Source organism: Rhizobium sp. X9, assembly GCF_018873185.1.
Taxonomy (GTDB): Bacteria; Pseudomonadota; Alphaproteobacteria; order Rhizobiales; family Rhizobiaceae; genus Agrobacterium; species Agrobacterium oryzihabitans.
This window is the reverse complement of record NZ_CP071312.1, coordinates 1,856,144-1,881,924: the sequence shown is the minus strand read 5'-3', so window position 1 is coordinate 1,881,924 and position 25,781 is coordinate 1,856,144. Positions and strand designations below refer to the sequence as shown.

23 protein-coding genes are annotated in these 25,781 nt (G+C 60.4%); 8 read left to right on the top strand and 15 right to left on the bottom strand.

The features are described 5' to 3' along the window. Positions 1–20 precede the first annotated feature (20 nt). The 6 genes from JZY08_RS23595 to JZY08_RS23570 form a co-directional block, all read right to left on the bottom strand. Positions 21–1,355, bottom strand: coding sequence for a sugar ABC transporter substrate-binding protein (locus tag JZY08_RS23595; protein WP_208612413.1), 1,335 nt, complete (start codon positions 1,353–1,355; stop codon positions 21–23). A 423-nt stretch (positions 1,356–1,778) separates the two neighbouring features. Next, positions 1,779–3,179 carry a CehA/McbA family metallohydrolase gene (locus JZY08_RS23590; RefSeq protein ID WP_216331821.1) on the bottom strand — a complete coding sequence of 467 codons (1,401 nt, stop codon included), beginning with the start codon at positions 3,177–3,179 and terminating at the stop codon, positions 1,779–1,781. A 13-nt stretch (positions 3,180–3,192) separates the two neighbouring features. Beyond that, the gene (locus JZY08_RS23585; RefSeq protein ID WP_080839439.1) at positions 3,193–4,293 is read right to left on the bottom strand and encodes an ABC transporter ATP-binding protein; all 1,101 of its coding nucleotides are present in this window, start codon (positions 4,291–4,293) and stop codon (positions 3,193–3,195) included. 15 nt (positions 4,294–4,308) lie between these two features. After that, entirely contained in the window at positions 4,309–5,139 is an 831-nt protein-coding gene (locus tag JZY08_RS23580) for a carbohydrate ABC transporter permease (RefSeq protein WP_142171635.1), read from the bottom strand. After that, positions 5,139–6,047, bottom strand: a complete 909-nt coding sequence (locus tag JZY08_RS23575) for a carbohydrate ABC transporter permease (protein WP_080839436.1) — start codon at positions 6,045–6,047, stop codon at positions 5,139–5,141. Before JZY08_RS23575 ends, JZY08_RS23580 begins: the two co-directional genes overlap by 1 nt. A gap of 83 nt (positions 6,048–6,130) precedes the next feature. After that, entirely contained in the window at positions 6,131–7,495 is a 1,365-nt protein-coding gene (locus JZY08_RS23570; protein ID WP_216331820.1) for an extracellular solute-binding protein, read from the bottom strand. Positions 7,496–7,781: 286 nt separating this feature from the next. Between JZY08_RS23570 and JZY08_RS23565 the strand changes: the two genes are divergently transcribed. Continuing rightward, the gene (locus tag JZY08_RS23565) at positions 7,782–8,822 is read left to right on the top strand and encodes a LacI family DNA-binding transcriptional regulator (protein ID WP_035227443.1); all 1,041 of its coding nucleotides are present in this window, start codon (positions 7,782–7,784) and stop codon (positions 8,820–8,822) included. Positions 8,823–8,833: 11 nt separating this feature from the next. Then, positions 8,834–10,765 (top strand): DUF5054 domain-containing protein, encoded by a 1,932-nt coding sequence (locus tag JZY08_RS23560; protein WP_216331819.1) that lies wholly within the window; start codon positions 8,834–8,836, stop codon positions 10,763–10,765. Between the two features lie 165 nt (positions 10,766–10,930). On the opposite strand, the gene JZY08_RS23555 is transcribed toward JZY08_RS23560, so the two are convergent. Continuing rightward, positions 10,931–11,590 carry a hydrolase gene (locus tag JZY08_RS23555; protein WP_216331818.1) on the bottom strand — a complete coding sequence of 220 codons (660 nt, stop codon included), beginning with the start codon at positions 11,588–11,590 and terminating at the stop codon, positions 10,931–10,933. Positions 11,591–11,743: 153 nt separating this feature from the next. Between JZY08_RS23555 and JZY08_RS23550 the strand changes: the two genes are divergently transcribed. Continuing rightward, the gene (locus tag JZY08_RS23550; RefSeq protein WP_216331817.1) at positions 11,744–12,628 is read left to right on the top strand and encodes a LysR family transcriptional regulator; all 885 of its coding nucleotides are present in this window, start codon (positions 11,744–11,746) and stop codon (positions 12,626–12,628) included. 319 nt (positions 12,629–12,947) lie between these two features. Further along, positions 12,948–13,298 (top strand): ethanolamine utilization protein, encoded by a 351-nt coding sequence (locus JZY08_RS23545; protein WP_216331816.1) that lies wholly within the window; start codon positions 12,948–12,950, stop codon positions 13,296–13,298. Between the two features lie 69 nt (positions 13,299–13,367). Here the strand turns inward: JZY08_RS23545 and JZY08_RS23540 are convergent, their stop codons facing one another. Beyond that, positions 13,368–14,138, bottom strand: coding sequence for an alpha/beta fold hydrolase (locus JZY08_RS23540; protein WP_253204102.1), 771 nt, complete (start codon positions 14,136–14,138; stop codon positions 13,368–13,370). A gap of 153 nt (positions 14,139–14,291) precedes the next feature. On the opposite strand from JZY08_RS23540, the gene JZY08_RS23535 reads away from it, so the two are divergent. Beyond that, positions 14,292–14,744 (top strand): MarR family winged helix-turn-helix transcriptional regulator, encoded by a 453-nt coding sequence (locus JZY08_RS23535; protein ID WP_003498154.1) that lies wholly within the window; start codon positions 14,292–14,294, stop codon positions 14,742–14,744. Between the two features lie 72 nt (positions 14,745–14,816). On the opposite strand, the gene JZY08_RS23530 is transcribed toward JZY08_RS23535, so the two are convergent. The 7 genes from JZY08_RS23530 to paaN form a co-directional block, all read right to left on the bottom strand. After that, positions 14,817–16,862, bottom strand: coding sequence for a 3-hydroxyacyl-CoA dehydrogenase NAD-binding domain-containing protein (locus tag JZY08_RS23530; RefSeq protein WP_216331815.1), 2,046 nt, complete (start codon positions 16,860–16,862; stop codon positions 14,817–14,819). A gap of 4 nt (positions 16,863–16,866) precedes the next feature. Further along, positions 16,867–17,568: an ABC transporter ATP-binding protein gene (locus JZY08_RS23525; protein WP_216331814.1), complete on the bottom strand. Its 702-nt coding sequence runs from the start codon at positions 17,566–17,568 to the stop codon at positions 16,867–16,869. Beyond that, the gene (locus JZY08_RS23520; RefSeq protein ID WP_216331812.1) at positions 17,555–18,340 is read right to left on the bottom strand and encodes an ABC transporter ATP-binding protein; all 786 of its coding nucleotides are present in this window, start codon (positions 18,338–18,340) and stop codon (positions 17,555–17,557) included. Before JZY08_RS23520 ends, JZY08_RS23525 begins: the two co-directional genes overlap by 14 nt. Continuing rightward, positions 18,337–19,293, bottom strand: coding sequence for a branched-chain amino acid ABC transporter permease (locus tag JZY08_RS23515; RefSeq protein ID WP_216331811.1), 957 nt, complete (start codon positions 19,291–19,293; stop codon positions 18,337–18,339). Before JZY08_RS23515 ends, JZY08_RS23520 begins: the two co-directional genes overlap by 4 nt. Positions 19,294–19,295: 2 nt before the next feature. Next, positions 19,296–20,168, bottom strand: a complete 873-nt coding sequence (locus tag JZY08_RS23510; RefSeq protein ID WP_003498144.1) for a branched-chain amino acid ABC transporter permease — start codon at positions 20,166–20,168, stop codon at positions 19,296–19,298. A 73-nt stretch (positions 20,169–20,241) separates the two neighbouring features. Next, entirely contained in the window at positions 20,242–21,390 is a 1,149-nt protein-coding gene (locus JZY08_RS23505) for an ABC transporter substrate-binding protein (RefSeq protein WP_216331810.1), read from the bottom strand. A 45-nt stretch (positions 21,391–21,435) separates the two neighbouring features. Next, positions 21,436–23,100: a phenylacetic acid degradation protein PaaN gene (gene paaN / locus JZY08_RS23500; protein ID WP_216331809.1), complete on the bottom strand. Its 1,665-nt coding sequence runs from the start codon at positions 23,098–23,100 to the stop codon at positions 21,436–21,438. Positions 23,101–23,201: 101 nt separating this feature from the next. Between paaN and paaG the strand changes: the two genes are divergently transcribed. From paaG to paaK, 3 genes are read left to right on the top strand one after another with little or no spacing between them, the layout of a single operon-like run. Further along, positions 23,202–23,990 carry a 2-(1,2-epoxy-1,2-dihydrophenyl)acetyl-CoA isomerase PaaG gene (gene paaG, locus JZY08_RS23495; RefSeq protein ID WP_216331808.1) on the top strand — a complete coding sequence of 263 codons (789 nt, stop codon included), beginning with the start codon at positions 23,202–23,204 and terminating at the stop codon, positions 23,988–23,990. Next, entirely contained in the window at positions 23,987–24,427 is a 441-nt protein-coding gene (gene paaI / locus JZY08_RS23490; RefSeq protein ID WP_216331807.1) for a hydroxyphenylacetyl-CoA thioesterase PaaI, read from the top strand. The genes paaG and paaI overlap by 4 nt, the downstream gene beginning before the upstream one ends. A 40-nt stretch (positions 24,428–24,467) precedes the next feature. Further along, positions 24,468–25,778, top strand: a complete 1,311-nt coding sequence (gene paaK, locus JZY08_RS23485; RefSeq protein ID WP_003498138.1) for a phenylacetate--CoA ligase PaaK — start codon at positions 24,468–24,470, stop codon at positions 25,776–25,778. Positions 25,779–25,781 lie beyond the last annotated feature (3 nt).

The following is a 25,781-nucleotide window of genomic DNA, read 5'->3' as shown; positions in this document are numbered from 1 at the left end:
TCACGGTGAAGGCGGTTCACTCAGCCCTTGCGATAACCTGCGCGCCGCAGGATACGATCGATGTCCTGAGCCGCCTGATCCAGCCCATCCTTTACCGGCCTTGAACCGGTGGCAAGTTCAGAGATGGTGTTTTCGAGTGTGACGGCAATCTGCGGCCATTCCTTGAGCTGCGGCATGATCCGCGAACCCTCAAGGCTCTTCGCAGCGACCTTATGAAGGCCGTGATTTGCCGCATTCACCTTTTCGTCGAGGAAGCTCTTCGTGTTGGTGACCACGATATCAGACGTCTTGGGGTCGGATTTGTCGATCGCGCATTCGATCTCGAGCTCCGGCGTCGAAACCCATTTCATGAATTCCCATGCCGCATCCTTCTTTTTCGAAAGCGCGCTGACCGCGAAGGGCAAAGACAGGGCATAGGATACGGGGGCACCGCTGTCGAACTGCGGCATGGGCGCAAAGCCGACCTGTTCCGGCTTCAGAGAGGATTTTTCGCCTGTCAGCACCGAATAGACCCACCACCAGACCATGACCATGGCCGACTTGCCCTGCGCCACGGAATTGACGGCGTCCCCTTCGACGAACTGCACGGAACCGGGCGCAGCCACCTTGTGCTTCAGCAAAAGGTCCAGATACATCTGCGTGGCTTCGATGGCGGCCGGATCGGTGAAGCGGGTTTCCTTGAAGTCGGGTGAAAAGATGTCGCCGCCCTTGCCCCACAAATGATTGAGCCAGAGGAAGAGGTTCTGCTGGCCATTGCCCTTGCCGTAATACATCGCCACACCCGACACATCGGGATTGGCCGTTTGTATGGCGGCACCCGCAGCAGCAACCTCGTCCCAGGTCGTCGGCGGCTTGAGGCCCGCGGCATCGAAAAGGTCCTTGCGATAAAACAGCATCTGAGGATGGCCGCGCACCGGAAGACCGTAGGTCACGCCGCCGATCTGGCCGCCGAGCTTGTAGGCTTGCGGGTAACGGTTGATGTCAAGCCCATCGCGCTTGAGCAATTCGTCGAGCGGGTGCAGATAAATAGACAGGGACGGACCCCAATTGTCCTGATAACAGACGACATCATATTCAGAGCTGCCCGCCACCGCTTCGGTCGTGATCTTGTCGCGCACCTGACCGTAGGGAACATAGGTATAAACAGCCTTGATGCCCGTCAGTTCTTCGAATTGCGCAAGCCGCTTTTCATGGGCGCGAAACTGGCTCGATTGCGGCAACATGATATTGATAGCCTGGCCGGCGAAAGGCTTGCCCTCAAGAAGAGCAGCCGAGGCCCGGCGCGGCGAAACACCGAAGGTGGCCGCCATCGACGCCGCCAAACCCAGTTGCGTGAAGTTACGCCTCGAAATCATAATTTGGCTCCTCCCAAATTTCTCATAACGACGTCGCGTCAGTTTTTGCATTCGTATGCAAAGTAGCATAAATGCATACGAATGCAATACCGCTTGAAACACTTTTATCGACTGACGCTCACATCGGTAAATCAGGCGATCTGCGCGCCGGAATTGCCCTGAAATCTGGAGATCGCGTTGGAAGCCCGAATGAGCTCAGCGGCATCCATTTGTAGATAAACGTCACTCTAGGACGCATTATAACATCGTTGCCGAAACAGGTGCCATGGCGGGGAAACGACCGGACCACCCGATAGTCTTTAACCAGGATGCCGTATGGCCGGCCGCAACGGCGCGCCGACTTTGCCGTGCCCGTAATATCGCAAGCGCACGAACGAGCGAGCGGAGAAGTCCGCCCACCCCACCTGTCATCTGTCTGGAAAACTAAGACAGGATGTAAACCGGATTGCTCACCGCCCGGCGGATCGGCTGATCCTGCATGTGGACACACTGAAGCTGCCAGGGAAGCGAACGTCCCCCCTGTGCTGCCACGAACTCGGCAACCAGTCTTTCCCGGCTATTTGCAGCGATGATTTCAGCACGAAGGAAGGTCTTTGCCTCGCCGGAGAAAGTGCCCATCCACGCATCTGTTTCAATGGTCTGCGTGGTGAGGATGCCGCTTGCATCGATCCAGACGAGCAGATCGCCATCTGCACCCCTCACATCGGCCTCTGCGACGACCGGTCCGGAAACCGTCGAACCCATCGGCTGGCCGTTCACCGTCAGCGCAAGATGCGGCCCCGTCGGGCTTTCCGTCACATAACCGCGACCCGCCTTCATCGCAGCGAGGATAGCATCTTCCGACAGTTCCTCCAGCCAGAACACCGTCGTCGGGCGGGCAAGCACGAGCGGGCCCTCGGGCATGAGTTGCGCAGGCTGATGAAAATCGCTGCCTCCGATGGCGGAGATCTTCAGACCCGAAGCCAGTCGCTGCTGATAGCGGCCGAGCGACACCCAGTTCCATGCCATCCAGTGTGACTGCCAGACCTCCATGCAGTCGATCTCGGGCAGGTCGTAGTCCCATTGAATCGTGGGCTTGTCGTGATTGATAGACAAAAGCCCGCCGCGCTCATGCACCAGCCGGGAAAGCGTATGGGCATGTTCCGGCTTGGTCATGCGGAAATCGATCCACTCATCGACACCATAGACATTGGCGTGGCCAGTCGCCGTCGTTATCTCCATCGCCCGGATGAAGACAAGGTCCGGCGAGGATTGCGGATGGAAGTAGCGGCGCTGCGTGATGGTGTTGTGATCGGCAATGGCAAGAAAATCGAGACCGGCCTGCAAGGCGGCCTGATGCAGCAGCTCCGGAGAGCCCAATGCATCGGAATGGAAAGTGTGGCAATGCAGGTCGCCCCGATACCAGCCCGCCCCTTCCCGCCGCGGAAAGCGGCGTTCCGGCTGCGGCTCCAGTTTGCGCGGCGCGCTGTCGCAACGGATAGTCACAACGACATCGGCTCCGTTTTCCGGCAATTTATGCAGGCCGAGCATGATTTTCCATGTGCCGGCCGGCATCTCGCCGTGGATATAGCCGGGCGTTGCATCATCGGTCGCAACAAAGAAGCAATCGCGTGCGCCACCGCTCCAGCCACGGAAACCGGCGACTGACGGGTAGTCCGTCGCCGTAGCGTCGAGCACGCCGAGATCGATGACGCAATCCTCGGCCTTCCGATAGGCCATCGTCACATCGATGCGCGTTACACCCTTCTGTACATCGAAGGGAACATAGAAGTAAGGATCGGCCGACTGGTCGGCTCGACTGACGTGAACCCTGATTTCGGTCATCACACTTCCCGTCTTACTCACCGACATCCGGAATGCGTATGCCGGCGCCATCGAACAATGTGACGTGGCGGATATCGAAGGCGAGCGTCACGACGTCGTTCACCCGAATCTCGTCATCCGTGAAAATGCGGGCGGTTACCCGGCCGGCATCCTCGCGCTCCATCGTGACAAGGCTTTCCGGGCCCATGTTCTCATTGGCGAAAAGCTTGCCCGTGATGGTGTTTTCATCACCGGCCTGGGCGATTCGCAAATGTTCGGGCCGCACGCCAAGTGTCATCCGGCCGCTGCCTGCGGCCGCCGCAATGGCGTCGGAGACAGGCAGGCCCGGCAGTGTCAGGCCGTCGGCGCGCAGTTGCAGCTTGCCATCGGCGACCATGGCATCGGCCGACACGAGGTTCATCGGCGGGTTGCCCACGAAATTGGCAACGAAGGTCGTGGCCGGACGCCGGTAAATCTCGATGGGCGGTGCGAACTGAACGATGCGGCCCTTGTCCATGACTGCGATGCGGGTCGCAAGCGCCATGGCCTCCGCCTGATCGTGGGTGACATAGACCGCCGTCATGCCCATGTCGCGCTGAAGGTGGTTGAGGAAGCCGCGCGCTTCAAGACGTAGCTTGGCATCGAGGTTGGAAAGCGGCTCGTCGAACAGATAGACTTGGCTGGGATAAACAAGCGCACGTGCCAGCGATGTACGCTGCTGCTGTCCGCCGGAAATCTGGCTCGGCAGGCGCTTCATCAGATCACCGATCTTAAGCACGTCGGCCACCTGCTTGGCGCGCGCGTGGCGCTTTTCCTCGCTCTCGCCGCGCACTTTGAGCGGATAGGCGATGTTATCGGCAAGGTTCATGTGCGGATAAAGCGCATAGTCCTGAAAGACCATCGATATCTGCCGGTCCTTGGGGTGCAGATAGGTGACGTCCTTACCGCCGATCAGCACCTTGCCCGATGTCGGCGTTTCGAGGCCGGCGATCATGCGCAGGCTCGTCGTCTTGCCGCAGCCGGAGGGGCCGAGCAGGCAGACGAACTCGCCGTCCGATATTTGAAAGCTGATGTCGGGCACCGCATGAAAGTGACCGAAGCTCTTGGAGACATTCTGGAATTCGACAGAGGCCATGAAACTGATTTCCGATTACGACTTGATGCCACCAAAGAACCGGAAACCAAACTTCCAGTTCACGAAGAGGTAAAGCACGATGACGGGGAGCGAATAGATGAGCGAATAGGCGGCAAGCAGCGTGACGATCGGTGTGCCCGCCTCCGAATAGAAGGAATAGATCGCGACCGAGGCCGGCATCAGGCTATCGCTGCGCAGCAGGATGAAGGGGATGAGGAATGAACCCCAGATGTTGACGAATGCCCAGACCACGACGACCACAATGCCCGGCCGGATGACTGGCAATGCCACGTCGAAGAAAGCCTGCAGCGGTGAGGCACCGGCCACCATGGCGCTTTCCTCGTAGGAACGCGGGATGGCATCGATGAAATCGCGGAGAATGAACATTGCCGTCGGCAGCAGCCCGCCCGCAAAAACGAGAATGACGGCGATATGGGTATTGATGAGACCGGCCGCAGAAATGATCAGGAAGATCGGCACCATCGCCGCCGAACCCGACACGACGGAAGAAAACAGCAGAAGCGTATAGGTGACGGCCCCTTTACCGGGAATTGACGAGCGAGACAGCGCATAAGCAGCAAGCGTCGCTGCCGCGCCGATCAGAATGACCCCGCCGAAAGACTGGATCAGGCTGTTCAAAAGGGCCCGCATTGCAAAGGTGTTCTCGAACACCGTCATGAAGTTCGAAAGAGTGAACGCTTCGGGAATTGCAAGTCCGAGTTCGGCGCGGGCGTTGAACGGTGCGAAGATGAACCAGACGAGCGGCAGGGCGAAGGCCACGCCGAGCAGGGATGCTGCCACGGAAAAGAGAATGCGGCGTTTAAAGACGTTTCCGGAGATCTGCATCACTCAGCCTCCGCCGTTTTCTTGCGCGCGATACGCAAATAGACAAGCGCAAAGGCGAGGTTGACGAGCATGATGATGACACCGACCGCCGCACCCTTGCCGAACTCGAAATCCTTGAATGCGATACGATAGGTATAGATTGACAGCAGTTCCGTTCGGTAGGACGGCCCGCCATTGGTGAGCAGGAATGGCGTAAACACGTTGAAAGTCCACATTGTGATGAGGATGAGGTCGGTGACGACATGGCCGCGGATGAGCGGCAACGCGATGTCGCGAAGTTTCTGCCAGGAGGTTGCACCGGCCACGTCCGCTGCCTGGAAATAGCTCGGCGGGATGGACTGAAAGGCGGAATTGAACAGCATCATCGAGAAGGCGGCGCCGCGCCAGGTATTGAAGAACACGATCACCCAGAAAGGCTGCTGCAGAAGCCAGTCGCCGGGTGGCAGACCGAGGCCGCGCATGATCATGTTCAGCGTGCCATTGTCATAGTCGAGAAAGGCGAACCACGCGAAACCGATGACCACTTCCGGCAATATCCACGCGGCAATGACCGCCGTCTGCAGGAAGGACTTCAATGCCGGCGATACGGCCTGGCTGAGCCAGGCGAGCAACAGGCCGATCAGCGCCTGGCCTGCAAGCGCGGAAAGCAGCACGAATTGTAGCGTCAGGATGAAGGAGAAACCGAACTGGCCGCGGGTGAAGAACGTATCCGGATTAAACAGCGTGAAATAATTTTGCAGACCGACGAAATCCGGATCGACTGCCGTGCGCCCGATGAGCGTTCGGTTCGTGAAGGAAACGAAGATCACCCAGAAAAACGGGACCATAACAAAAATGCCGACCAGCGCGGCGGCAGGAGCCAAAAAGACAGCGCCTGCCCGCGTGGAAAGCAGCGAGAAGTTTTTCATGCTTTTTTACCTCATGGCGGACCACACCGATCCGCCGCAAATTGCGTCTGACCGGTAATCGGTCAGACGCAGTCCGTTATGCCTCAGAGGCGGCTAACCGTATTTTCTGCACCGACGATACCGATCACGGCGGTCTTGAACTGAGCCATTGCATCCTCTGGCGAGAGCTCGCCGGAAACCACGCGTTCGGTCATGCGCTGAATTTCAGCGGAAACCTTGTTGTAGTTCGCGTCATTCGGACGCGCGGTGGTGATCGGCAGCAATGTCTTGGCGGTTTCCGTCAAGAAGGGTGAATTCGGGATCGGTACGTCATTTCGGATGCGGATCGCAGGCTGGATCGCCTGAAAGGCATTAAGCTGTTCCTTGCCGTTCATGAAAGAAAGCAGTTCCCAGGCTTCCTGCGGCGTATCCGTATTGGGATTGATGACAAAACCGGTGCCGCCAGACATGGTGACAAAATCCTGACCACGCAGGCCACGGCCGGGCTTTTCGGAAGGCATCTTCTTCCAGGTCATGACATTGTCGCGGTCAGCGACTTCGAATTCGGCACCCGGCTTGGTGACGGAGCGATAGAACCAGTCGCCTTCGACCAGCATGGCGGTTTTGCCATTGCGGAAATTGGCAAAGCTGCGGTTACGGCCATCGGCCAGCAGCTGAGCCCGCTGGTCTCCAAGCTTCTCGTCCAGATAGATTGTCTTGTAGAGTTTCAGCGTATCGAGGATACCCTGGCTGGAAACGATGTATTTGCCGTTTTCATCGGTGACTTGCTCACCGGTGCCGAGCAGCGCCATCCAGTAGCCCTGCATCGTCGTGGCTTCGCCCATGGAAACGCCGGCATTCAGCTGCAGCGGGAAGCTTTCAGGATCGGCAGCCTTGATCTTGCGCGCGGCTTCGAGGAGTTCGTCCCAGGATTTCGGCTGCCAGCCGTCGGCATCGATGCCAGCCTTCTTGAATACGTCCTTGCGCACGAAAATCATGCGCGCATCGGTGCCAAGCGCGATGCCATAGGGCTTGCCCTGATAGCTCATCAGGGCCTGAGAACCTTCCGAGATATGCTTCCAGCCCTCCCAGGATGCCGCCGCGGGGCCGGCAATCTCCTCGAGCGACTTCAATAGGCCGCCCTGCACAAAGCTAGGGATCATGAAGCCGTCGAAATTGGAAATATCCGGGCCTGCACCAGTGGAGAAATCAAGCGCGAGCTGCTGCGTCAGCTGCTCGTCCTCGCCGCCAAACTGGGTCAGCTTGACCGTGACATCCTTGCCATCGGCCTTCATTTTTTCCGTGAAGGCGGGAATAACGGCCTTCTGAATCCATTCCGCCATGCCGGAATTAACACCGCCGATCACGCAGCGGCAGGTAATGTTGAGCTCCGTCGCGGCCAAGACCGGGCCCGACAGCGCGATTGCTGCTGTGGCACCCAACAACAGAGTTTTGATGCTCCTGCGCATTGAAAGTCCTCCCAAAAAATAGTTCGGCGCGACGGCGCGCGCTTTTCGAGGATCCGGCAAGCTAGAACTCCTCCGGTCCCCGCCTCATCCCACCGCCAAGAATGAACACGCTTTCATTTTTGTCAACAGGGCGTTCGTCAGAAAAAATTACAGACCTGAATACGAACCATAAAAACGAAGAATTTGACCAGATTTATCGTAATTTCACCACATCCAGCTTGACGGACATCGTCAAAAAGGCAATTCATCAATGAACACGTTTTCATTTTGGCGCCGAGTGCGATCTATGGATGAACTGAACAGCAAAAAAACAGCCCGTGCGACCGCCGACCTCGTGGCGCGCGAAGCCAATGTTTCCCGGGTCGCTGTATCGCGTGCATTCAACCCGAATGCCTCGCTGAAGCCGGAGAAGCGCGACCGCATCCTGCAGGTGGCGCGCGAATTGAATTACACGCCCGACATGGCCGCGCGGTCGCTGGTCACGCGCCGCTCGCACCTTGTCGGCATGATTGTGCCTGATGTGTGCAGCCCATGGGAAAGCCAGGAAATTGACGCACTGACGACGGCATTGCAGGCAGAGGGCTTTGCCACATTGCTTTTCAAGGCCAAGGCCGATTTCAGCATGGATCAGACCCTGCTGACCTATATGCGCGGCTTCAACCCGGATTCGGTAATCGCGTTCACGGAAAATATCGCGCCTGACGTGCTGACCGGCTTTCTCGACCGCGCGGTGCCGATCTACGTTATCTATGACGATGCCACGGAGTTTTCCGGCAAGCCTACCTCCAGCATCTACGACCGTCTTCTGGTGCGCCAGAGAGAAGGCATCGAGCAGGCGGTTGCATTGTTGCAGGGTTATGGCGCACGCCGTGTTGCCTATCTGGGTGGCAAGCAACAATCGCTCGCAAACAACGAGCGCGAGCGCATGATCACCGAAATTCTCGCCGAACGGGGCATGGAGCCACCGATCGTCGTTGCCGGTGACTATACCTATGATACCGCCTACCGCGCGACACTTGACCTCTTCCGCGTCGGTGACGGTGCGGATGCCATCTTTGCCGCCAATGACGTTGGCGCCTTCGGCGCGATCGATGCGCTGCGCCATGATCTCGGCCTTTCCGTTCCGGGCGACGTGAAGGTGGTCGGCTTCGACGACATCCCGCAAGCCCACTGGAAGAGCTACAACCTCACCACAGTCCGGATCGATCTCGAAGATCGCGTCCGGGCCCTCGTCCGCCTTATCCTGAGGCGGCTCAAAACCCCCGACGCAGACCCCATGGTCGAAACGCTCGGCACGCGTCTCGTCGTGCGCGGTACCGTGGGCTAAACGGAAAAGATATGACAAAAAAGCGCGTGCATCTGGTCTTCAAGACCCATCTCGACATTGGTTTCACCGACCACGCGGAAAAGGTCCGCAGGCAATATCACGAACGTTTCATCCCGCAGGCCATCGAGACCGGGGCGCATTTTTATGCGGAAAATCCCGAGGCGCCAAAGTTCATCTGGACGACTGGCGCGTGGCTGATCTGGGACTATCTCAATACCCGCCCCGCCTCGGATGTCGCAAAGCTTGAAGAAGCGATCGAGCGCGGCCTGATCCGCTGGCACGGCCTGCCCTTCACCACCCATACGGAACTGATGTCGCCCCATCTCTTCCGCGCCGGGCTCTCCTATTCACAAGAGCTCGACCGCCGCTTCTCGATGAGAACAATCTCAGCGAAAATGACCGACGTTCCCGGCCACACGCTCGGCATGGTGCCGCTGCTTGCCGAAGCCGGCATCCGCTTCCTGCATCTCGGCGTCAATACAGCCTCGCCACCGCCGGAGGTTCCCGACATCTTCCGCTGGCGCGCGCCGGGCGGCGAGGAAATCGTCGTCATGTACCAGCGCTCCTATGGTGAAACCTGTTTCCCCGAGGGAATGGCGGATGGCCTCGGCTTTGCCCATACGAGCGACAATATCGGCCCCCAGAGCGTGCCGCAGACGGCCGAAACCTATCGCGAAATGCGCCACCGCGAACCCGATGCGGTGATCCAGGCAGCTACCCTTGAGGATTACGGCGCGCTGATGTGGCAGGAGCGCGAACGCTTCCCTGTCATCGATCTCGAACTGGCGGACAGCTGGATTCATGGCGGCGCCACCGATCCGCAAAAGATATCCCGCTTCCTCGCACTTCAGCGCGTCTATGACCGTTTCGCCGCCGATGGCCTCACCGCTTCGCGCCTCGCCTTCGGCCGCGGCCTTGCCATGGTGGCCGAGCATACCTGCGGTGTCGACATCAAGTCCTATATGCGCGATGACAAGGCCTGGTCTCGCAAGGATTTCGCGGCAGCGCGCACGAACGACCATCGCTTCACCTATTCCGAAGCCTCATGGCAGGAACAGCGGAACTATCTCGACCAGGCGATGTCCACGCTGGAGGAAAACGACCGTGCCGAGGCGAAGGCGGCCATTGCTGCCGTGTCACCGCCTGCAATGCCCAGGCCGCGCGCCATCGAGAGCAACCTGAAGGCCGGCGGCTGGTCGGCCGAGATCGATCCTGCGACCGGTGATATCGTCACCATCATTGCGCCATCAGGCCATCGCATCGAAGGCCGTAACGGGGCGCTTATCAGCTATCGCTATGAAAGCTACGACGCCAAAGACGTCGCGCGTCATATGGGTACCTACCTTACGCACCGGCAGGAATGGGCGGTTCTGGACCATGACAAGCCCGGGCTTGCCGCCTCCGGCGCAGGTCTGTCAAAGATCTTTTTGCCGGAGCTTGTGGCTGCGGAAAGCGATAGCCTGCTCGCCTCCCTGCCGACACTCGCCACGACCGAATATGGCGCACCGCCGACGATCTCGCTGCAAATGGCACAGGATCAGGACGCCCTGCTGCTGACACTCATCCTCAATGAAAAGCCGGCAAACCGCATGCCGGAGGCAAGCTTCCTGTCATTTACCCCAAAGGGCGATGTCGCCTGGAACCTCAAGAAGATGGGTCTCTGGCACAGAGCGGAAAACACCGCCGAAAGCGGCGGCGCTCAGCTCCAGGCGATTACCGCTGCCCGCGCGGCTTTTGCTAACGGATTGCAATATACGATCGAGCCGCTGGACACGCCACTTGTCGCACCCGAAAGCTGGGACTTCATGACATTCTGCAGAACAAGACCTAGCTTCGCCGAGGGCATCCGCTTCAATTTGCACAACAATAAGTGGGGCACCAATTTCCCGATGTGGTGTGAAGGCAATATCCTTGCCCGGTTCAGGTTGCGCGTTTGCGACTGAACTTCATTCAGGGCGGCTGGAGGAAAGCTCTGGGCGTTGCCGTCGCCCAAGTCGGACGCCGAGGCGACTGACAAAATCGGTCTGTCAAAAAAGGGATGACGAGGTTCAACGTACCCTTGGGCTTCGCGATACTTTCATCGAGAACCCCGCCGTCCCTGCTCTGTTTTAGTGCCCGCCCTTTGTGGTCGGTGCCGGCGTGTTGAGCAGCTGCTGCTCCCAAAGATATGCGATGCCGCTGCCGCCGAAGTGCTGGATGAGAATCTCGGTCAGTTCCTCGGCATGTTCGGTGCGAGCCCAATCGCGTTGCCATTCACCAGCGAGTGCCATTACGGTCATAACGTTTGCGCCGGCCGCAATCATTCGCTGGACGGCAACTTCGTGAGACTCCTTCGAAATCCCGCCCGACGCGTCGGTGATCACGGTCACGTCCCAGCCTTCGCCGGCGGCCTGGATGACAGGCATTGCGACGCAGACCTCGGTCCAAAGGCCGGCGATGATAAGTTGCTTTCGGCCGGTCGCCTTGACGACGTTCACCACATTCTCGTCCTGCCAGGTGTTCACCCAGGTACGATCGATGACTTCCTGGCCGGGGAACACGTCGGTGATCTGCTTAAACAGAAGTCCACCGCGTGCCGCGATCACGCTGGTGAGAATGGTCGGAACATTAAAGGCCTTTGCCAGCTTCGCCAGCGCGGTCGTGTTGTTGACCACCATTTGAGGATCATGGCTGTTCAGGTTCGCGAGCTGATAGGGTTGGTGATCGATCAGAACGAGAACGGAATCTTCGGGGCGGAGAAGTGAATCAAGGCCGTTACGAAAGGTCATGGTTTCATCCTATGTTGGCGGTTTATCGAAGCGCATTTGCTCAAAAGACATGCGCCCTCCGGTACGCTTCTACGGGACGAAACTTGTCATTCCTGTTTGTGATGCGGTAGTCCTCGTTCATGCTAAGCTGTGTCGCAGAATGAGGAACACTGAGTGGATACCGACGATCTCCGGACATTCGTGGAAGTTGCCGATGCGGGCGGCGTCACCTCGGCCGCACTGCGCCTTGGCATCTCCAAGTCGATGGTAAGCCGACGGCTTATGCGGCTTGAAGCGGAACTTGGTGTCCAGCTTCTGGCTCGATCCACACGTGGCGCCTCCCTGACAGAGGCAGGCGTAACATTCCGCGACTATGCGGCAAGGATCTCAGCCGAAATCGATGTGGCCACGGAGACAATCCTTCCAGCTGGTGAGCTCCGCGGCCGCCTGCGGATTGCTGCACCGCTTTCTTTCGGTCCCACCCATTTCGCACTGGTGATCGCACAGATGGCGCGCCGCCATCCTCAGCTCCAGATACAAACTTGCTACACTGATCGTTTCGTGGATCTGATTGCAGAAGGATACGATTGTGCGATCCGGGTCGGCACCCTTCCAGACTCCAACCTCGTTGCCAGACGCGTCGGCCCCCTTTACGGAAATTTCGTCGCCAGCCCGGACTACATCAATATCCACGGCGCTCCGGAGACACCGGAAGAACTCGTAACCCATCAGGCTCTCATGCAGGGAACGGAAACCTGGCAGGTGCTGGATGGAGACAAGGTGATAACAGTTCGCCCGCAAGGGCGCTTCAAGGCCGATAACGGGGTGGCTCTGGCTGTCGCAGCCGCCGCCGGGTTGGGGATCGCCGTGCTGCCCGACGATCTTGTCAAAGATTATCTGCACTCAGGCGAGTTGGTGCAGGTCATGAAACGCCATCCGCCACCACCGGCCGGGATATATGTGGTCAGACCGCCGGGCCCGCATCCCGCAAGAAAAGTCCGTGTGCTCACAGAAATGCTGATTGAGTGTTTCAACCACGGCCCGGGATTACCGCGCTAGCATGGCTTATTCAGCGTGAAGACCGATTACCTGCCACCTGCCCCTTAAGAGGGCGCGTTGCGCCGGATGGCGATAGACACTCACCTCTCGAAATCATCAATGTCAGAGGATCACGACGCACCCTGATGGCTCAACTGTCTCTGCATACCCGTGTGCCTTCCGCCCTCAAGAAGGAACACGGCCCCGGCAAGAGGAGTTCAAGTGCAGGGGCCGACGTCGGCCCGTCCCGGAAAGCGCGCAGCAGCCGCCTGTACTGAAAGTCCGGATAGACCGTAACGCGTGGTTTAACATACCGGCCAAACCGTTGAGGAAAAAGTCCATGACCATTCATAAATTCGCCATTACCGATGCCGTGCTCGAACGCTCACCGGGACAAGATGGTGACATCTTTGCCGGCAATCTCCTGGATCAGCGTCACGGCGGGCCGGTCACCATCGGTTTTGGGCGCTATGGACCGAACCAGACCCTGAATGAGACCATGGCCGTGCACGATACGATGGTGATCCTCGAAGGAAAGATCACCGTCTCGGAAGGCGAAAAATCGGTGACGGCGGGTCCGGGAGAAATCATTGCCATGCAGAAAGGCGATAAGGTGACGATCCGCTCCCACGACAATGGTGCCGTTACTGCTTACGTGACCTATCCGCATTGGCAACAGCCCGACGTTTGAAGTGGCAGAAACCTGCATAACCGGGGATCGTCTCCCCGGTTATCGTTCTCGATTTCGATTTCATGCATCTCAATTCCCGGCTTTTGCCGCCTTTTCGATGACATCAGCGACGGCTTGCGGGTTGGAGACATAGACCGCGTGGCTGCCGGGAACCTCGGTGACGGTCGCTCCGGCGCGCTTGGCCATCAGGCGCTGGGCGGGCGGCGGGATCATGTGATCATCGGAGGCGACCAGATAGAAGCTCGGCTTGACCTTCCAGGCCGGTTCGGTCACGGCGCCAGCCAAGGCTTCAACACCCCATGGAACCTGGGAGTCGGCCATGAAGGCGGCAGTTTCGGGATCGACGTCGGCGGCGAAGGACGCTGCGAACTTTGCCTTGTCGAGGAACAGGAAGCCGTCAACCGGGGGCAGGATCGGCGGCACCGAAGCGCCTTCCGGCGGATTGGCGATCAGCGAGGAAACAGATTCGCCCTTGTCGGGTGCAAAAGCGGCGATGTAGACGACCGACTTGACCTTCTCGTTGGTGCCGGCCTCACTGACGACAACACCCCCATAGGAGTGGCCGACGAGCACGACCGGACCATCCAGCTGGTCGATGGCGCGCCTGGTAACGGCAACGTCATCCGCAAGGGAGGTGGTCGGGTTCTGGACGATGCTGACGGTGTAGCCATCCTTCTTCAGGATATTATAAACGCCCTTCCAGCCGGAACCGTCGACGAAGCCGCCGTGGACCAGGACGATGTTCTTGACGGCAGCAGCATTCTGCGCCGATGCGATGGAGGTGCCGGTGGCGGCCACTGCGATGGAGGCGGCGGCGGCAAGCAGGATATTCTTGAGCATGTGCGTAACTCCTTTTTCTATTTCGCGATAACCATTATTGCGATAATCATCTTGTACGCCATCGCGCTTTATCTGTCTACTTTTTTATTATCGCAATAATGGTTTCTGTGATAATTTAATGAAAACATTCGCAGAAAATTTTGGAGATCCGACATGACCGATGCCCCGACCCTGCCGCTCGACAGCCAATTGTGCTTCTCGATCTATTCCGCTGCCATTGCGATTAACCGGGCCTACAAGCCCATGCTTGACGCGCTTGGCGTCACCTATACGCAGTATCTGGCGCTGAGCGCCTTATGGGAGCGCGACGGCCTGAGCATATCCGCCATTGCCGACCGGCTCGGACTTGAGCCGAGCACAATTACGCCTGCTGTCAAACGGCTGGAAGCTGCCGGTTTTCTGTCGCGGCGGCGCAGCACGACGGACGAGCGTCTGGTCGAAGTGTTTCTCACCCCTAAGGGGACTGAACTCCAGCCCAAGACCGGCTGCCTCACCGATGCGCTGCTGCGCCGCTCCGGATTCACCATACCCCAGATGATCGATCTGAACGAGAAGGTTCAATCACTGCGAGATGGTTTGGTCCGCGCCAGCACCGAGCAGCCATAGGCGCAGCGCGCCGATAATGCCATGGCACATCGCGGCCAGCCGTCATCGAGGGCAGCGGCAGGTGTCGAAGCTCTATAGCGCTGGCTGCATGGCAGCTCGGCGCAGGCCATCGCATGGAGGCTCGGCAAGGCCCTCGGCTGACAGGCGGTCGAGGACGGCCACGACCTCACCAAGACCGCGCTCCCCGGCATAATGCATCGGCCCGCCGCGCCATCGCGGGAAGCCATAGCCATGGATCTTGACGAGATCGATATCGGCAGAGCGCAGGGCAATGTGCTCCTCCAGAATGCGCATCGCTTCGTTGACCATCGGCAGAATGATCGCGTCGGCGATCGATGCTTCGTCCCAAACCCGCTGCGTTCGACCGGCCATCTCTTCGGCGATGATCGCCGCCACGGTTTCGGACGGCTTTGGGGCACGGTCGCCCGGCAGGTAATCGTACCAGCCACCACCGGATTTCTGGCCGAAACGCTCAATGGTGCAAAGCCGGTCCGCCACAGGTGCAAAAGGTGTTTCGCCCCGCGCGCGGGCAGCCTTGCGCTGGAAGGCGGCGATGTCGAGACCGCCGAGATCCTGCGCTTCGAAAGGCCCCATCGGCAGGCCGAAAGCGCGCATGGCGGCATCGACGGCCGAAGGTGTTGCGCCGGAAAGCAGCAAACGTTCGGCCTGCGCCCGCGTCACCTTCAGAATGCGGTTGCCGATGAAGCCATCGCAAATACCGGCACGAACCGGGATCTTGCCCAGCAGCCGGGCGAGCGCGAAGCCGGTTGCCAGTACCTCCGGCGACGTCGTCGCCGTCGGCACGATTTCCAGCAGCTTCATGACGTGAGCGGGACTGAAGAAATGCAGGCCGAGGAACCGTTCGGGCTGCCTTACGCCTTCGCTGATCGCGTCGGGATCGAGATAGGAGGTGTTTGTCGCCAGCACCGCATCCGGTCGGCAGATGTCGGAGAGTTTTTCAAAGACAGCGCGCTTCACGGCGAGGTCCTCGAATACGGCTTCGATAACGAGGTCGGTATCGGCAAGCAGGCCATAATCATCGCTGCCGGTGACACCGGCGATGCGCTGGTTCGCAACGTCCTGCGTGATACGGCCGCGTTTCACCGCGCCTTCGAAGATGGCACGGATGTTTGCAAGCCCGCGCTCGACCGCCGCCGTATCGCGCTCGATGAGGGTGACGGGCAGGCCCGCATCAAGCAACGCTGTGGCAATGCCAGCACCCATGGTGCCACCGCCGATGACGGCTGCGGTGCCAATATCATGCGGCGTAATGCCGGATAGTTCAGGCGGACGTGGCGCAGCCCGCTCGGCGAAGAAGACGTGGCGCAGCGCGGCTGCCTGGGGAGAACCGCGCAGTTCTAGGAAAGTCTCCCGCTCGAAGGCCATGGCCTCGGCGAATTCGGCCTCGCTCGCCTTGCGGATGGAGACGAATGCGCGCAGTGGGGCAACCTCGCGTCTGGCCTTGGCGGCCACGGCTTTTTCAGCGCTTTCCCAAAAGCCGGTTTCGACGGCCGGCACGGCACGGCTGGAGATAGGCTGCGGAAGGGGGTCTCCAGCGACACGCTTCGCAAACGCAATTGCACCTGCACGAAGCTCGCCGTCGATCACGGCATCGATGAGGCCCAGGTCTTTTGCCTTCTTCGCCCCGACCGGGTTACCGCTTGTCACCAGATCGACAGCGGCAAGGGCACCGATCAGGCGCGGCAGGCGCACCGTCCCACCCGCGCCGGGAATGATGCCAAGCTTGACTTCCGGCAGACCGAGACTGGCGGTGGAAAGCGCCACCCGATAGGCGCAGCCGAGCGCCACTTCGAGACCGCCGCCAAGCGCGCTGCCGTGAATCGCCGCGACCCAGGGCTTTTTCGCGTTTTCGATGCTCGCAACCACGTCCGGCAGATGCGGCGGAAGCGGCGGCTTGCCGAACTCGCTGACGTCAGCACCGGCGATGAAGGTGCGTCCGGCGCAGAGCAGTACCACGGCCTTCACCCCCGCATCCGCGTCCAGTTCCGCCACCGTGTCGACGAGCGCCTGGCGGAGCGCCTGCGACAGCGCATTGACGGGCGCGTTGTCGACTGTGACGATTGCGATGGTGTCTTCGCGGGCGATAGTGACGGTCATTGTCTCATATTCCCAGGTAAGCGGCGCGGATGCGTTCGTCCGCGATCAGATCTGCGGCAGGGCCGGACATGGTTATGCGCCCCGTCTCCATGACATAACCGCGATCGGCGACGGAGAGCGCGCCGAAGGCGTTCTGCTCGACAAGAAGCACGGTGACACCGAGCGCCTTCATGCTCTTCACCACATCGAATATCTGCGCAACGAGGATGGGGGCGAGGCCCATGCTCGGTTCGTCCAGAAGCAGACAGGAGGGGCGCGCCATCAGCGCCCGGGCGATCGCCAGCATCTGCTGCTGGCCGCCGGAAAGGCCGCCGGCTGCAAGGTTCCGCTTCTCCTTGAGAATCGGAAACATTACGAAGGCATCCTGCATATCGCGCTCCACCTTGTCGTCGGCGAAGAGATAGGCGCCGAGCCGAAGATTTTCCTCCACCGTGAGGTTTGTGAAAATCTGGCGGCCTTCCGGCGATTGGGCGAGACCGCGTTCCACACGGGTATGCGCCGGAACGGTTGTCAGCGCTTCACCGCGAAACAGTATCGAGCCTGCCGAGACCGGCTGGATGCCGGAGAGGCACTTCAAAAGCGTCGTCTTGCCAGCGCCATTAGCACCGACCACGGTGACGATCTCCCCCGAAGCCACGTCGAGATCGATACCGTGCAACACCTCGATGCGGCCATAACGGGAGCGCAGCCCCTCAACCGTCAGCATTCTGGACCTCCGCTGCCTGGGTGCCGAGATAGGCTTCGATGACACGCGGATCGCGTGAAATCGCCGCCGGTTCGCCCTCGGCAATCTTTTCGCCATGGTCGAGCACGACGATGTGGTTAGAAATGCGCATGACCATCTTCATGTCGTGCTCCACCAGCAGGATCGACACGCCCTCGGCCGCGACCTGTGCGATAAGGTGATCGATCTCCTCCGTCTCGACGGCGTTGCAGCCGGCGGCCGGTTCATCGAGCAGCAGCGCGCGGGGTTTCAGCGCCAGCGCGCGGGCGATCTCCAGGCGCTTCAACGCGCCATAGGAGAGCGAGCCCGCCTCCTGTTCGGCGGCCCGGCCGAGACCGACCCGGTCGAGCAGGGCCCGCGCACTTTCCTCCGACGCCCGGCTGCGGCGACGCGTGGCAGGCAGCGAGAAGAGATCGGCGAAGACCGAACCGCGCTCATGCAGATGATGGCCGACAATGGCGTTTTCGAGCACGCTCATCGACTGGAATATCTGCAAATTCTGAAAGGTGCGCGACAGGCCGCGTCGGGCGAGCAGGTGTGGCGGCATGCGGGTTACGTCCTCGCCATCCAGCAGAACCCGGCCGCGCGTTGGGGTATAGACGCCGGATATCATGTTGAAGAGGGTCGTCTTGCCGGCACCGTTCGGGCCTATGACGGAAACGATCTCACCGGGTTTCAAGGAAAAACCGACATTGTGGACGGCACGCAATCCGCCGAAATCAATGCCGAGGCCCTCAATCTGAAGCAGGCTCATTCTCCCCTCCCTCTGATGCGGCGCGCAATGGACGGCAAAAGACCCTCACGCATGAAGATCATCACCAGCATCATCACGAGGCCGAGCATGAGCTGTTCATATTCCTGAAAGATCGTCAGCACCTGCGGCAGCGTGGTGAGGATCGCGGCCCCCAGAATGGCGCCCGGCACCGAACCGGCCCCACCGAGCACCGTCATGGTCACCATTTCGATGGAATGCATGAAACCCGCGACATCCGGCGTGATGAACTTGTTCTGCAGCGCCAGCAGCGAACCCGAAACCGAGGCATAGACCGCCGAGATGACGAAGGCGATCAGCTTATGGTGCGCAACATCGACGCCAACCGTGCGGGCGGCGACTTCCGATCCATGCAATGCACGCAGCGCCCGCCCGGTCGGGCTATGGTAGAGATTGAGCGCGAGCCAGGCGCCGATCACCAGCACGACGCCAGAAAAGGCATACCAGAACTCGGTGTTGGACAGGTCGATGCCGATTGACTTCAGCATGGCGCGCAGGCCCAGTTCCGGCACCGCCATGCCATCCGGTCCGCCGGTCAATTTGGCCTCGTTCGAAAGCACCATCGAGACAAGGATGCCGAAGCCGAGGCTGGCGACGGCAAGATAATATCCCTTGAGGCGCAGGATCGGCCGCCCGACAAGATAGGCGATGACCGCAGAAACAAGCGCGCCGAGGACGGCGGCAAGCGCCGGGTGCAGGCCGAGATGGACGGGCGCAAGCGCGCAGGCATAGGCGCCGATACCCGCAAAGCCCGCATGGCCGAGGCTGATCTGGCCGGCATAACCGATGAGGATGACGAGGCCCGTCACGGCAAGGCCGTTGACGAAAATCAGCGAGCCGACACGGAAATAATAGGAGGACGGAAAAAAGACCGGCGCAATCGCGATGACTGCTGCGAGGATGAGTAGCGTGGTTGCCTTGTTCGATAACCGCATTGTCACACCCGATCCGTCGACTTGTGGCCAAACAGCCCCTGTGGCATGGCGAAAAGCACAGCGAGGATGATGATGAACGCAGCCGCATCCTTATATTGCGAGCTGATATAACCGGCCGTCATTGCTTCCAGAATACCGAGCAGCAGGCCACCGACCAGCGCGCCCTTCGGGTTTCCCATGCCGCCAAGCATGGCTGCGGCAAAACCTTTCAGCGCCAGCGCAAGGCCGACATCATAGCCCGTCAGCGTAATCGGCGTCACCAGCACGCCGGCCAGTGCCCCGATGGCAGCGGACATGGCGAAAGAGAGCGTCATCACATAATTGGTGTTGATGCCGACAAGCTGCGCGGCGACGCGGTTATTGGCGGTTGCCAGCACCGCACGGCCGATAAGCGTGCGGGTGAAGAACAGCCAGAGACAGAAGAAGACAGCCAGCGCACCGGCAATAACCCAGAGGCTCTGCGGCAGAATGGTCGCGCCGCCGATGGCAATCGGCTGGTCGCCGGAAAAGGCCGGAAAGCGGTGAAGCTGCTTGTCGAAGACGAGCTGCGTGGCGCCTCTGATGAAAATCGAAGCGCCGATGGTGATGATGATCAGCGAAACGACCGGTGCGCCGCGTGCCGGCTCTATCGCCAGCTTGTTGAGCGCAACGCCAATCGCCGCCGTCGTCACGATGGCGATGAGCGCGGCCAGCGGCAGCGGCACGCCTGCGGCATGCGCGAAGAACGTGATCATGCCGCCCAGCATGACGAACTCGCCCTGAGCGAAGTTCACAACGTCGGAGGCATTGTAGATGATCGTGAAACCGAGAGCGACCAGCGCATAGACGGCGCCGACCGTTATCCCGGACAGAAGGAATTGCAGCAATTCGGGCATGGGGGGCCTCCGCTTGGCGCGACGGTTCCCGCCGGCCAGCGCCTTGATGGCGCAGACCGGCGGCACGGTCCGGTTATTCGACGATTTTCCAACCGCCGTTTTCGATCTTCAGCATGCGAAAGGCTGAGAGATCGAGGCCAAGGTGATCCGTTGCCGACATCGTCACCGTACCGGTCGTTCCGACAAGACCCGATGTGCCTTCAATGGCATCACGGATTGCCAACGGCTCAGCGCTGCCGGCCCGCTTGATCGCATCAACGAGAATGCGCAGGGCGTCATGAGCATAGCCACCGAAGGTCGAGACCGGCTTTCCGGTCGCCTTCTCATAGGCTTGCTTGTAGGCGACGACCACGGCGCGCTGCGGGTCGCTTTCTGGAAGCAGCCCGGCGACGAGCAGCGCCGTGCCCGGCAGGCGCACACCTTCCGCAGCCTGCGCACCGGCAAGCTCGATAAAACCGTCCGAGGCGACGCCATGCGACTGGTAGAGCGGCAGGCCGACGGCAAGCTGCGCATAATTGCGCGTGACGATCGCCGGGCCCTGGCCGAAGCCCGGATTAAGCACGGCCTGGATACCGTCCTTGCCCTTGATGTTGGTCAGCTGCGGCGTCATGTCGGCATCGGTCGGGCCATAGGTCTCATCGGCCAGAACCTCGATGCCATATTCGCCGATGATCGCCAGGCATTGCTTGCGCATGGAAGCGCCGAAACCGTCCGAGCCGGAGATCAGGCCGATCTTGGCGATGCCGGCCTTCTTCATGTCCTCGAAAATCTTGGCGCAGGCCATGCGATCCGTATGCGGCGTCTTGAAGACGAAGGGCTTGACCGGATCGATGATTTCGATTGCGCCGGCAAGCGAGATGAACGGCACTTCGGCATCAGAAAGGACCGGGATGACGGCCATGGATGTGCCGGTCGTGGTGCCACCGATGACCGCAACGACTTCATCATCCTCGACGAGGCGGGTCGCAAAGGTGCGGGCCTTGTTCGGGTCGCCGCCATCATCATAGATGACAAGCTGCAGCTTCTCGCCATTGACGCCACCTGCCGCATTGATCTCTTCCACGAGCATCTTCAGCGTCTTGGCTTCCGGGTCGCCCAAAAACGATGCGGGGCCGGTTTCGGAAACGGTGGCGCCGATCTTGATGTCAGCCAAAGCGGGCGCGGCAAAGCCGAGGGCAAAGGCCAGCGAAGCTGCAAGCGCAGTCGTCGTCAAAAATTTCATGTTGATTTCTCCTCCCAAAGAAAAAAGTTTAAGTCGAAATTCCTCTCACGCCGCCACAGGGCGGCGCCACATCACCACGCGGAACCGGTTTGCAACAAATGCCGCATCCGTCAGGCTGGCATTGCCCGCAGGGTTGGCACCGGTAACGTGGAAATCGCTGAAAGCGGCGCTCTGGTTGACATAGATGCCGCCGGTCAGATTGACCGAAAGATTGACGCCTGCGGCAGCGAAACGGTCGGCTGCGCCGAGAATTCGTGCCTCGTCTGTTTCGTAGAGTGCGGCCGTAATCGCCCCCTTGCGCTCGGCAAGTTCAGCAGCGCGGTTGACGCCCTCGGTCACGTTGTCGACAGCAACGACGAAGGCAATCGGGCCGAAGCGCTCCTCACCATAAGCATCCGTATCGGCCGCATCGACGGCAAGGATCAGAGGTGTCGCAGTGCGCGCCTCCTCAAGTCCCTCCACCGGCATGGACTCGCGCAACACGCGGCCGACCGACCGGGCCGCCGCAATGCGGGCAAGCGTGGCGGGGTTGGCGATCGCTCCGCAGATACCGGCCGCGCGCGCCGGATCGGCAAGCAGGGCATCGACGGCAGCGGCAATACCGGACGCGACCTCATCGAAGTTCTTGTGACCCTCATCCGTTTCAATGCCGCCGCGCGGCACGAAAATATCCTGTGGCGCCGTGCACATCTGGCCGGAATAAAGCGACAGCGAAAAGGCGATATTGCTGCACATGCCGGCGAAATTGTCGGTGGCGCCGATGACGATGGAATTGACGCCCGCCTCTTCGGTATAGACATCGGCGCTGCCGGCGTTTTCGCGCACCCAGCTGCCGAAACTGTTTGAACCGGTATAGTCGATGATAGCGATGGCGGGATGCCGCACGAGATCCTTCGTAATCTCGGCGTCGGGCGCATCGGCGGCAAGCAGCACGATGTCGGCCGCAAACCCCTCTTCCACCAGCACCTGACGGGCTATCTCGACGGTAAGGGCGAGCGGCAGGATCGCGGCCGGGTGCGGCTTGACGATGACCGTATTGCCGGTGGCAAGGCTGGCGAAAAGGCCGGGATAGCTGTTCCAGGTGGGAAACGTGTTGCAGCCGACGACCAGTGAAATACCGCGCGGAAAAATGCGCCAGTGTTTTTCCATGACGATCGGCTCGCCCCTGCCCTGCGGCTTCGTCCAGATCGCCTGCAAAGGCGTGCGGGTCATCTCGGCATAGGCATAGGCCACCGCCTCAAGGCCACGATCCTGGGCATGCGGGCCGCCGGCCTGAAAGGCCATGGCAAAGGCCTGGCCCGTCGTATGCATAACGGCATTCGCCATCTCGAAGCTTCTGGCATTCAGCCGCGCCAGGATTTCGAGACAGATGCCGGTGCGCACCTCCGGCGATGCGGATGCCCATTGCGGCGCGGCGGCGCGCGACGCCGAGATATGCAGATCGACCGATGCGGCGGGATAGGTGATGCCGAGGGTCGGGCCGAAGGGCGATACTTCCATGCCGACAGGACTTTCATCTGCGGGATGTCCAGGCAGGTCGAACGGCTGCGAAAGGCGCGCCTTATAGGCAGCAAGGCCGTCATCCTTGGCGGTTTCGCCATAGATCTTGCCGCTTGGGACCTCGGGATAGGCCGACCAGTAATCGCGCTTGGCCGCAGCATCAGTCGCCGCTTGCAGCGTCGGTTGATGGCGCTCGAATAGTCCGGTCATATCTGGCTCCTCCCAGTCTGCTGTTTTATAATTGACTGACCGGCCGGTTTATGCAAGAACTTTTTTACGGTCGCCGCTGGGAAGGGCGACAGGGAGGAAACATGTCGGATTCAGACACTATTCTGTCTGCGTTTGCCGATGGCGTTCTTAGCCTGACGCTGAACCGCCCGGACAGGCTCAATGCCTTCAACGAAGAAATGCATCTTGCACTACGCGCCGGTTTCGAGCGCGCCCATGCGGATGCGGATGTCCGCGCCGTCCTGCTGACCGGTGCCGGCCGCGGTTTCTGCGCGGGGCAAGACCTTGGCGATCGCGACCCCAAGAAGGGCGTGCCGGATCTTGGCCACACCATCGAGACCTTCTATAATCCGTTGCTGCGCCTGATCCGCAGCCTGGAAAAGCCGGTCATCTGTGCCGTCAACGGCGTCGCCGCCGGCGCTGGCGCCAATATCGCCTTTGCCTGCGATATCACGCTCGCCGTCCGCTCGGCCCGCTTCATCCAGGCCTTCGCCAAGATCGGCCTCGTGCCGGATTCCGGCGGCACCTGGAGCCTGCCGCGTCTGATCGGCGAGGCCCGTGCCAAGGCGCTCACGCTCACCGCAGAACCGCTTGCAGCAGAAACCGCCGCCGACTGGGGCCTGATCTGGCGCGCCGTCGATGACGACAAGTTGCTGGAAGAGGCATCCGCGCTCGCCACCCGCCTCGCCGCAGGCCCAACGAAAGGGCTTGGCATGACGAAGCGCGCCATACAGGCGGCTGCGACGAACTCGCTGGATCAGCAGCTCGACCTCGAACGCGACTTGCAGCGCGAGGCCGGGCGCAGCGCCGATTATGCCGAAGGCGTTGCCGCCTTCCTCGAAAAGCGCAAACCGGAGTTCAAAGGCAAATGAGCGCCGCCAGCCTTTCCCCGCAGGCGCTGGCCGAAGCCTGCGCCAAAGCCATGTGGGACGATGACAACGCCACCCGCCATCTTGGCATGGAGCTTCTTGCGGTCGCGCCCGGCGAGGCGACGATCACGATGACGATTACCGAGATCATGACGAATGGCCACGGCACCTGCCATGGCGGATATATCTTCACGCTGGCGGATTCCGCATTCGCCTTTGCCTGCAATACCTATAACCAGCGCACCGTCGCCCAGCACTGTTCGGTGACCTATATCGCGCCGGCCTTCAAGGGCGACCGGCTGACGGCGACGGCACGGGAGGTGTCGCGCCGCGGACGGGGCGGAATCTACGATATCCGCATCACCAATCAGGAGGGCGAGCACGTCGCGGAATTCCGCGGCCACTCGCGAACAGTCAAGGGTACCCATCTGCCGGAATAAAGCCGACGCCGGTACCATCGCATTCTCGGAGGAGATTTTAATGGAAGACCTTTCCCCCCGCCCCGGCGACCTCGACACGATCGAGACGGCGTCGCGCGACGAGATTTCCGCGCTGCAGCTTGAGCGCATGAAGTGGTCGCTGACCCACGCCTACGAGAATTCCCCCTTTTACCGCCAGCGCTTCGACGAGGTGGGCGTTCACCCTTCAGACCTGAAGACATTGTCGGATCTCGCTAAATTCCCTTTCACCACCAAGAAGGACCTGCGCGACACCTATCCGTTCGGCATGTTCGCCGTGCCGCGCGAAAAGCTCGCCCGCATCCACGCCTCCTCCGGCACCACCGGCAAGCCGACCGTCGTTGGCTACACCGCAAAGGACATCGATACCTGGGCAACCGTCGTCGCCCGTTCGATCCGCGCCTCGGGCGGCCGCGCCGGCGATATCGTCCATGTTGCCTATGGTTATGGCCTGTTCACCGGCGGCCTCGGCGCGCATTACGGCGCAGAGAAACTCGGCTGCACGGTCGTGCCGATCTCCGGCGGCATGACAGAACGCCAGGTGACCTTGATGCAGGATTTCAAGCCGCGCATCATCATGGTCACGCCTTCCTATATGCTCTCCATCCTCGACGAGTTCCGCCGTCATGGCATCGACCCGCGCGAAAGCTCTCTTGCTGTCGGCATTTTCGGTGCCGAACCATGGACCAATTCGATGCGGCAGGAGATTGAGCAAGCCTTCGACATGCACGCCGTCGATATCTACGGTCTTTCGGAAGTGATGGGGCCGGGTGTCGCCAACGAATGCGTCGAGACGAAGGACGGCCTGCACATCTGGGAGGATCATTTCTACCCCGAAATCATCGATCCGGTGACCGGTGACGTGCTGCCGGATGGCGAACTTGGCGAACTGGTCTTCACGACACTGACCAAGGAAGGCCTACCGATCGTGCGCTACCGCACGCGGGACCTGACACGGCTTCTCCCCGGCACGGCGCGGTCCATGCGCCGCATGGAGAAGATAACCGGACGTTCCGATGACATGATGATCCTGCGCGGCGTCAATGTTTTCCCCACGCAGATCGAGGAACAAATCCTGAAATGTCGCGGCCTTGCCCCTCATTTCCAGATCGAGCTCAGCCGTTCGGGCCGTATGGACAACATGACGGTTCACGTCGAATGTACGCTGGACGCGACCGATGAGGGCGCACGCACCGGATCTGCGAAAGAGCTTGCCCACCACATCAAGAGCGTGGTTGGCGTTTCCACGAAGATTTCGGTGCATGAGCCCGGAGGCGTGGCGCGCTCGGAAGGCAAGGCGAAGCGGGTGGTAGACAACCGCCCGAAAGAATGAATG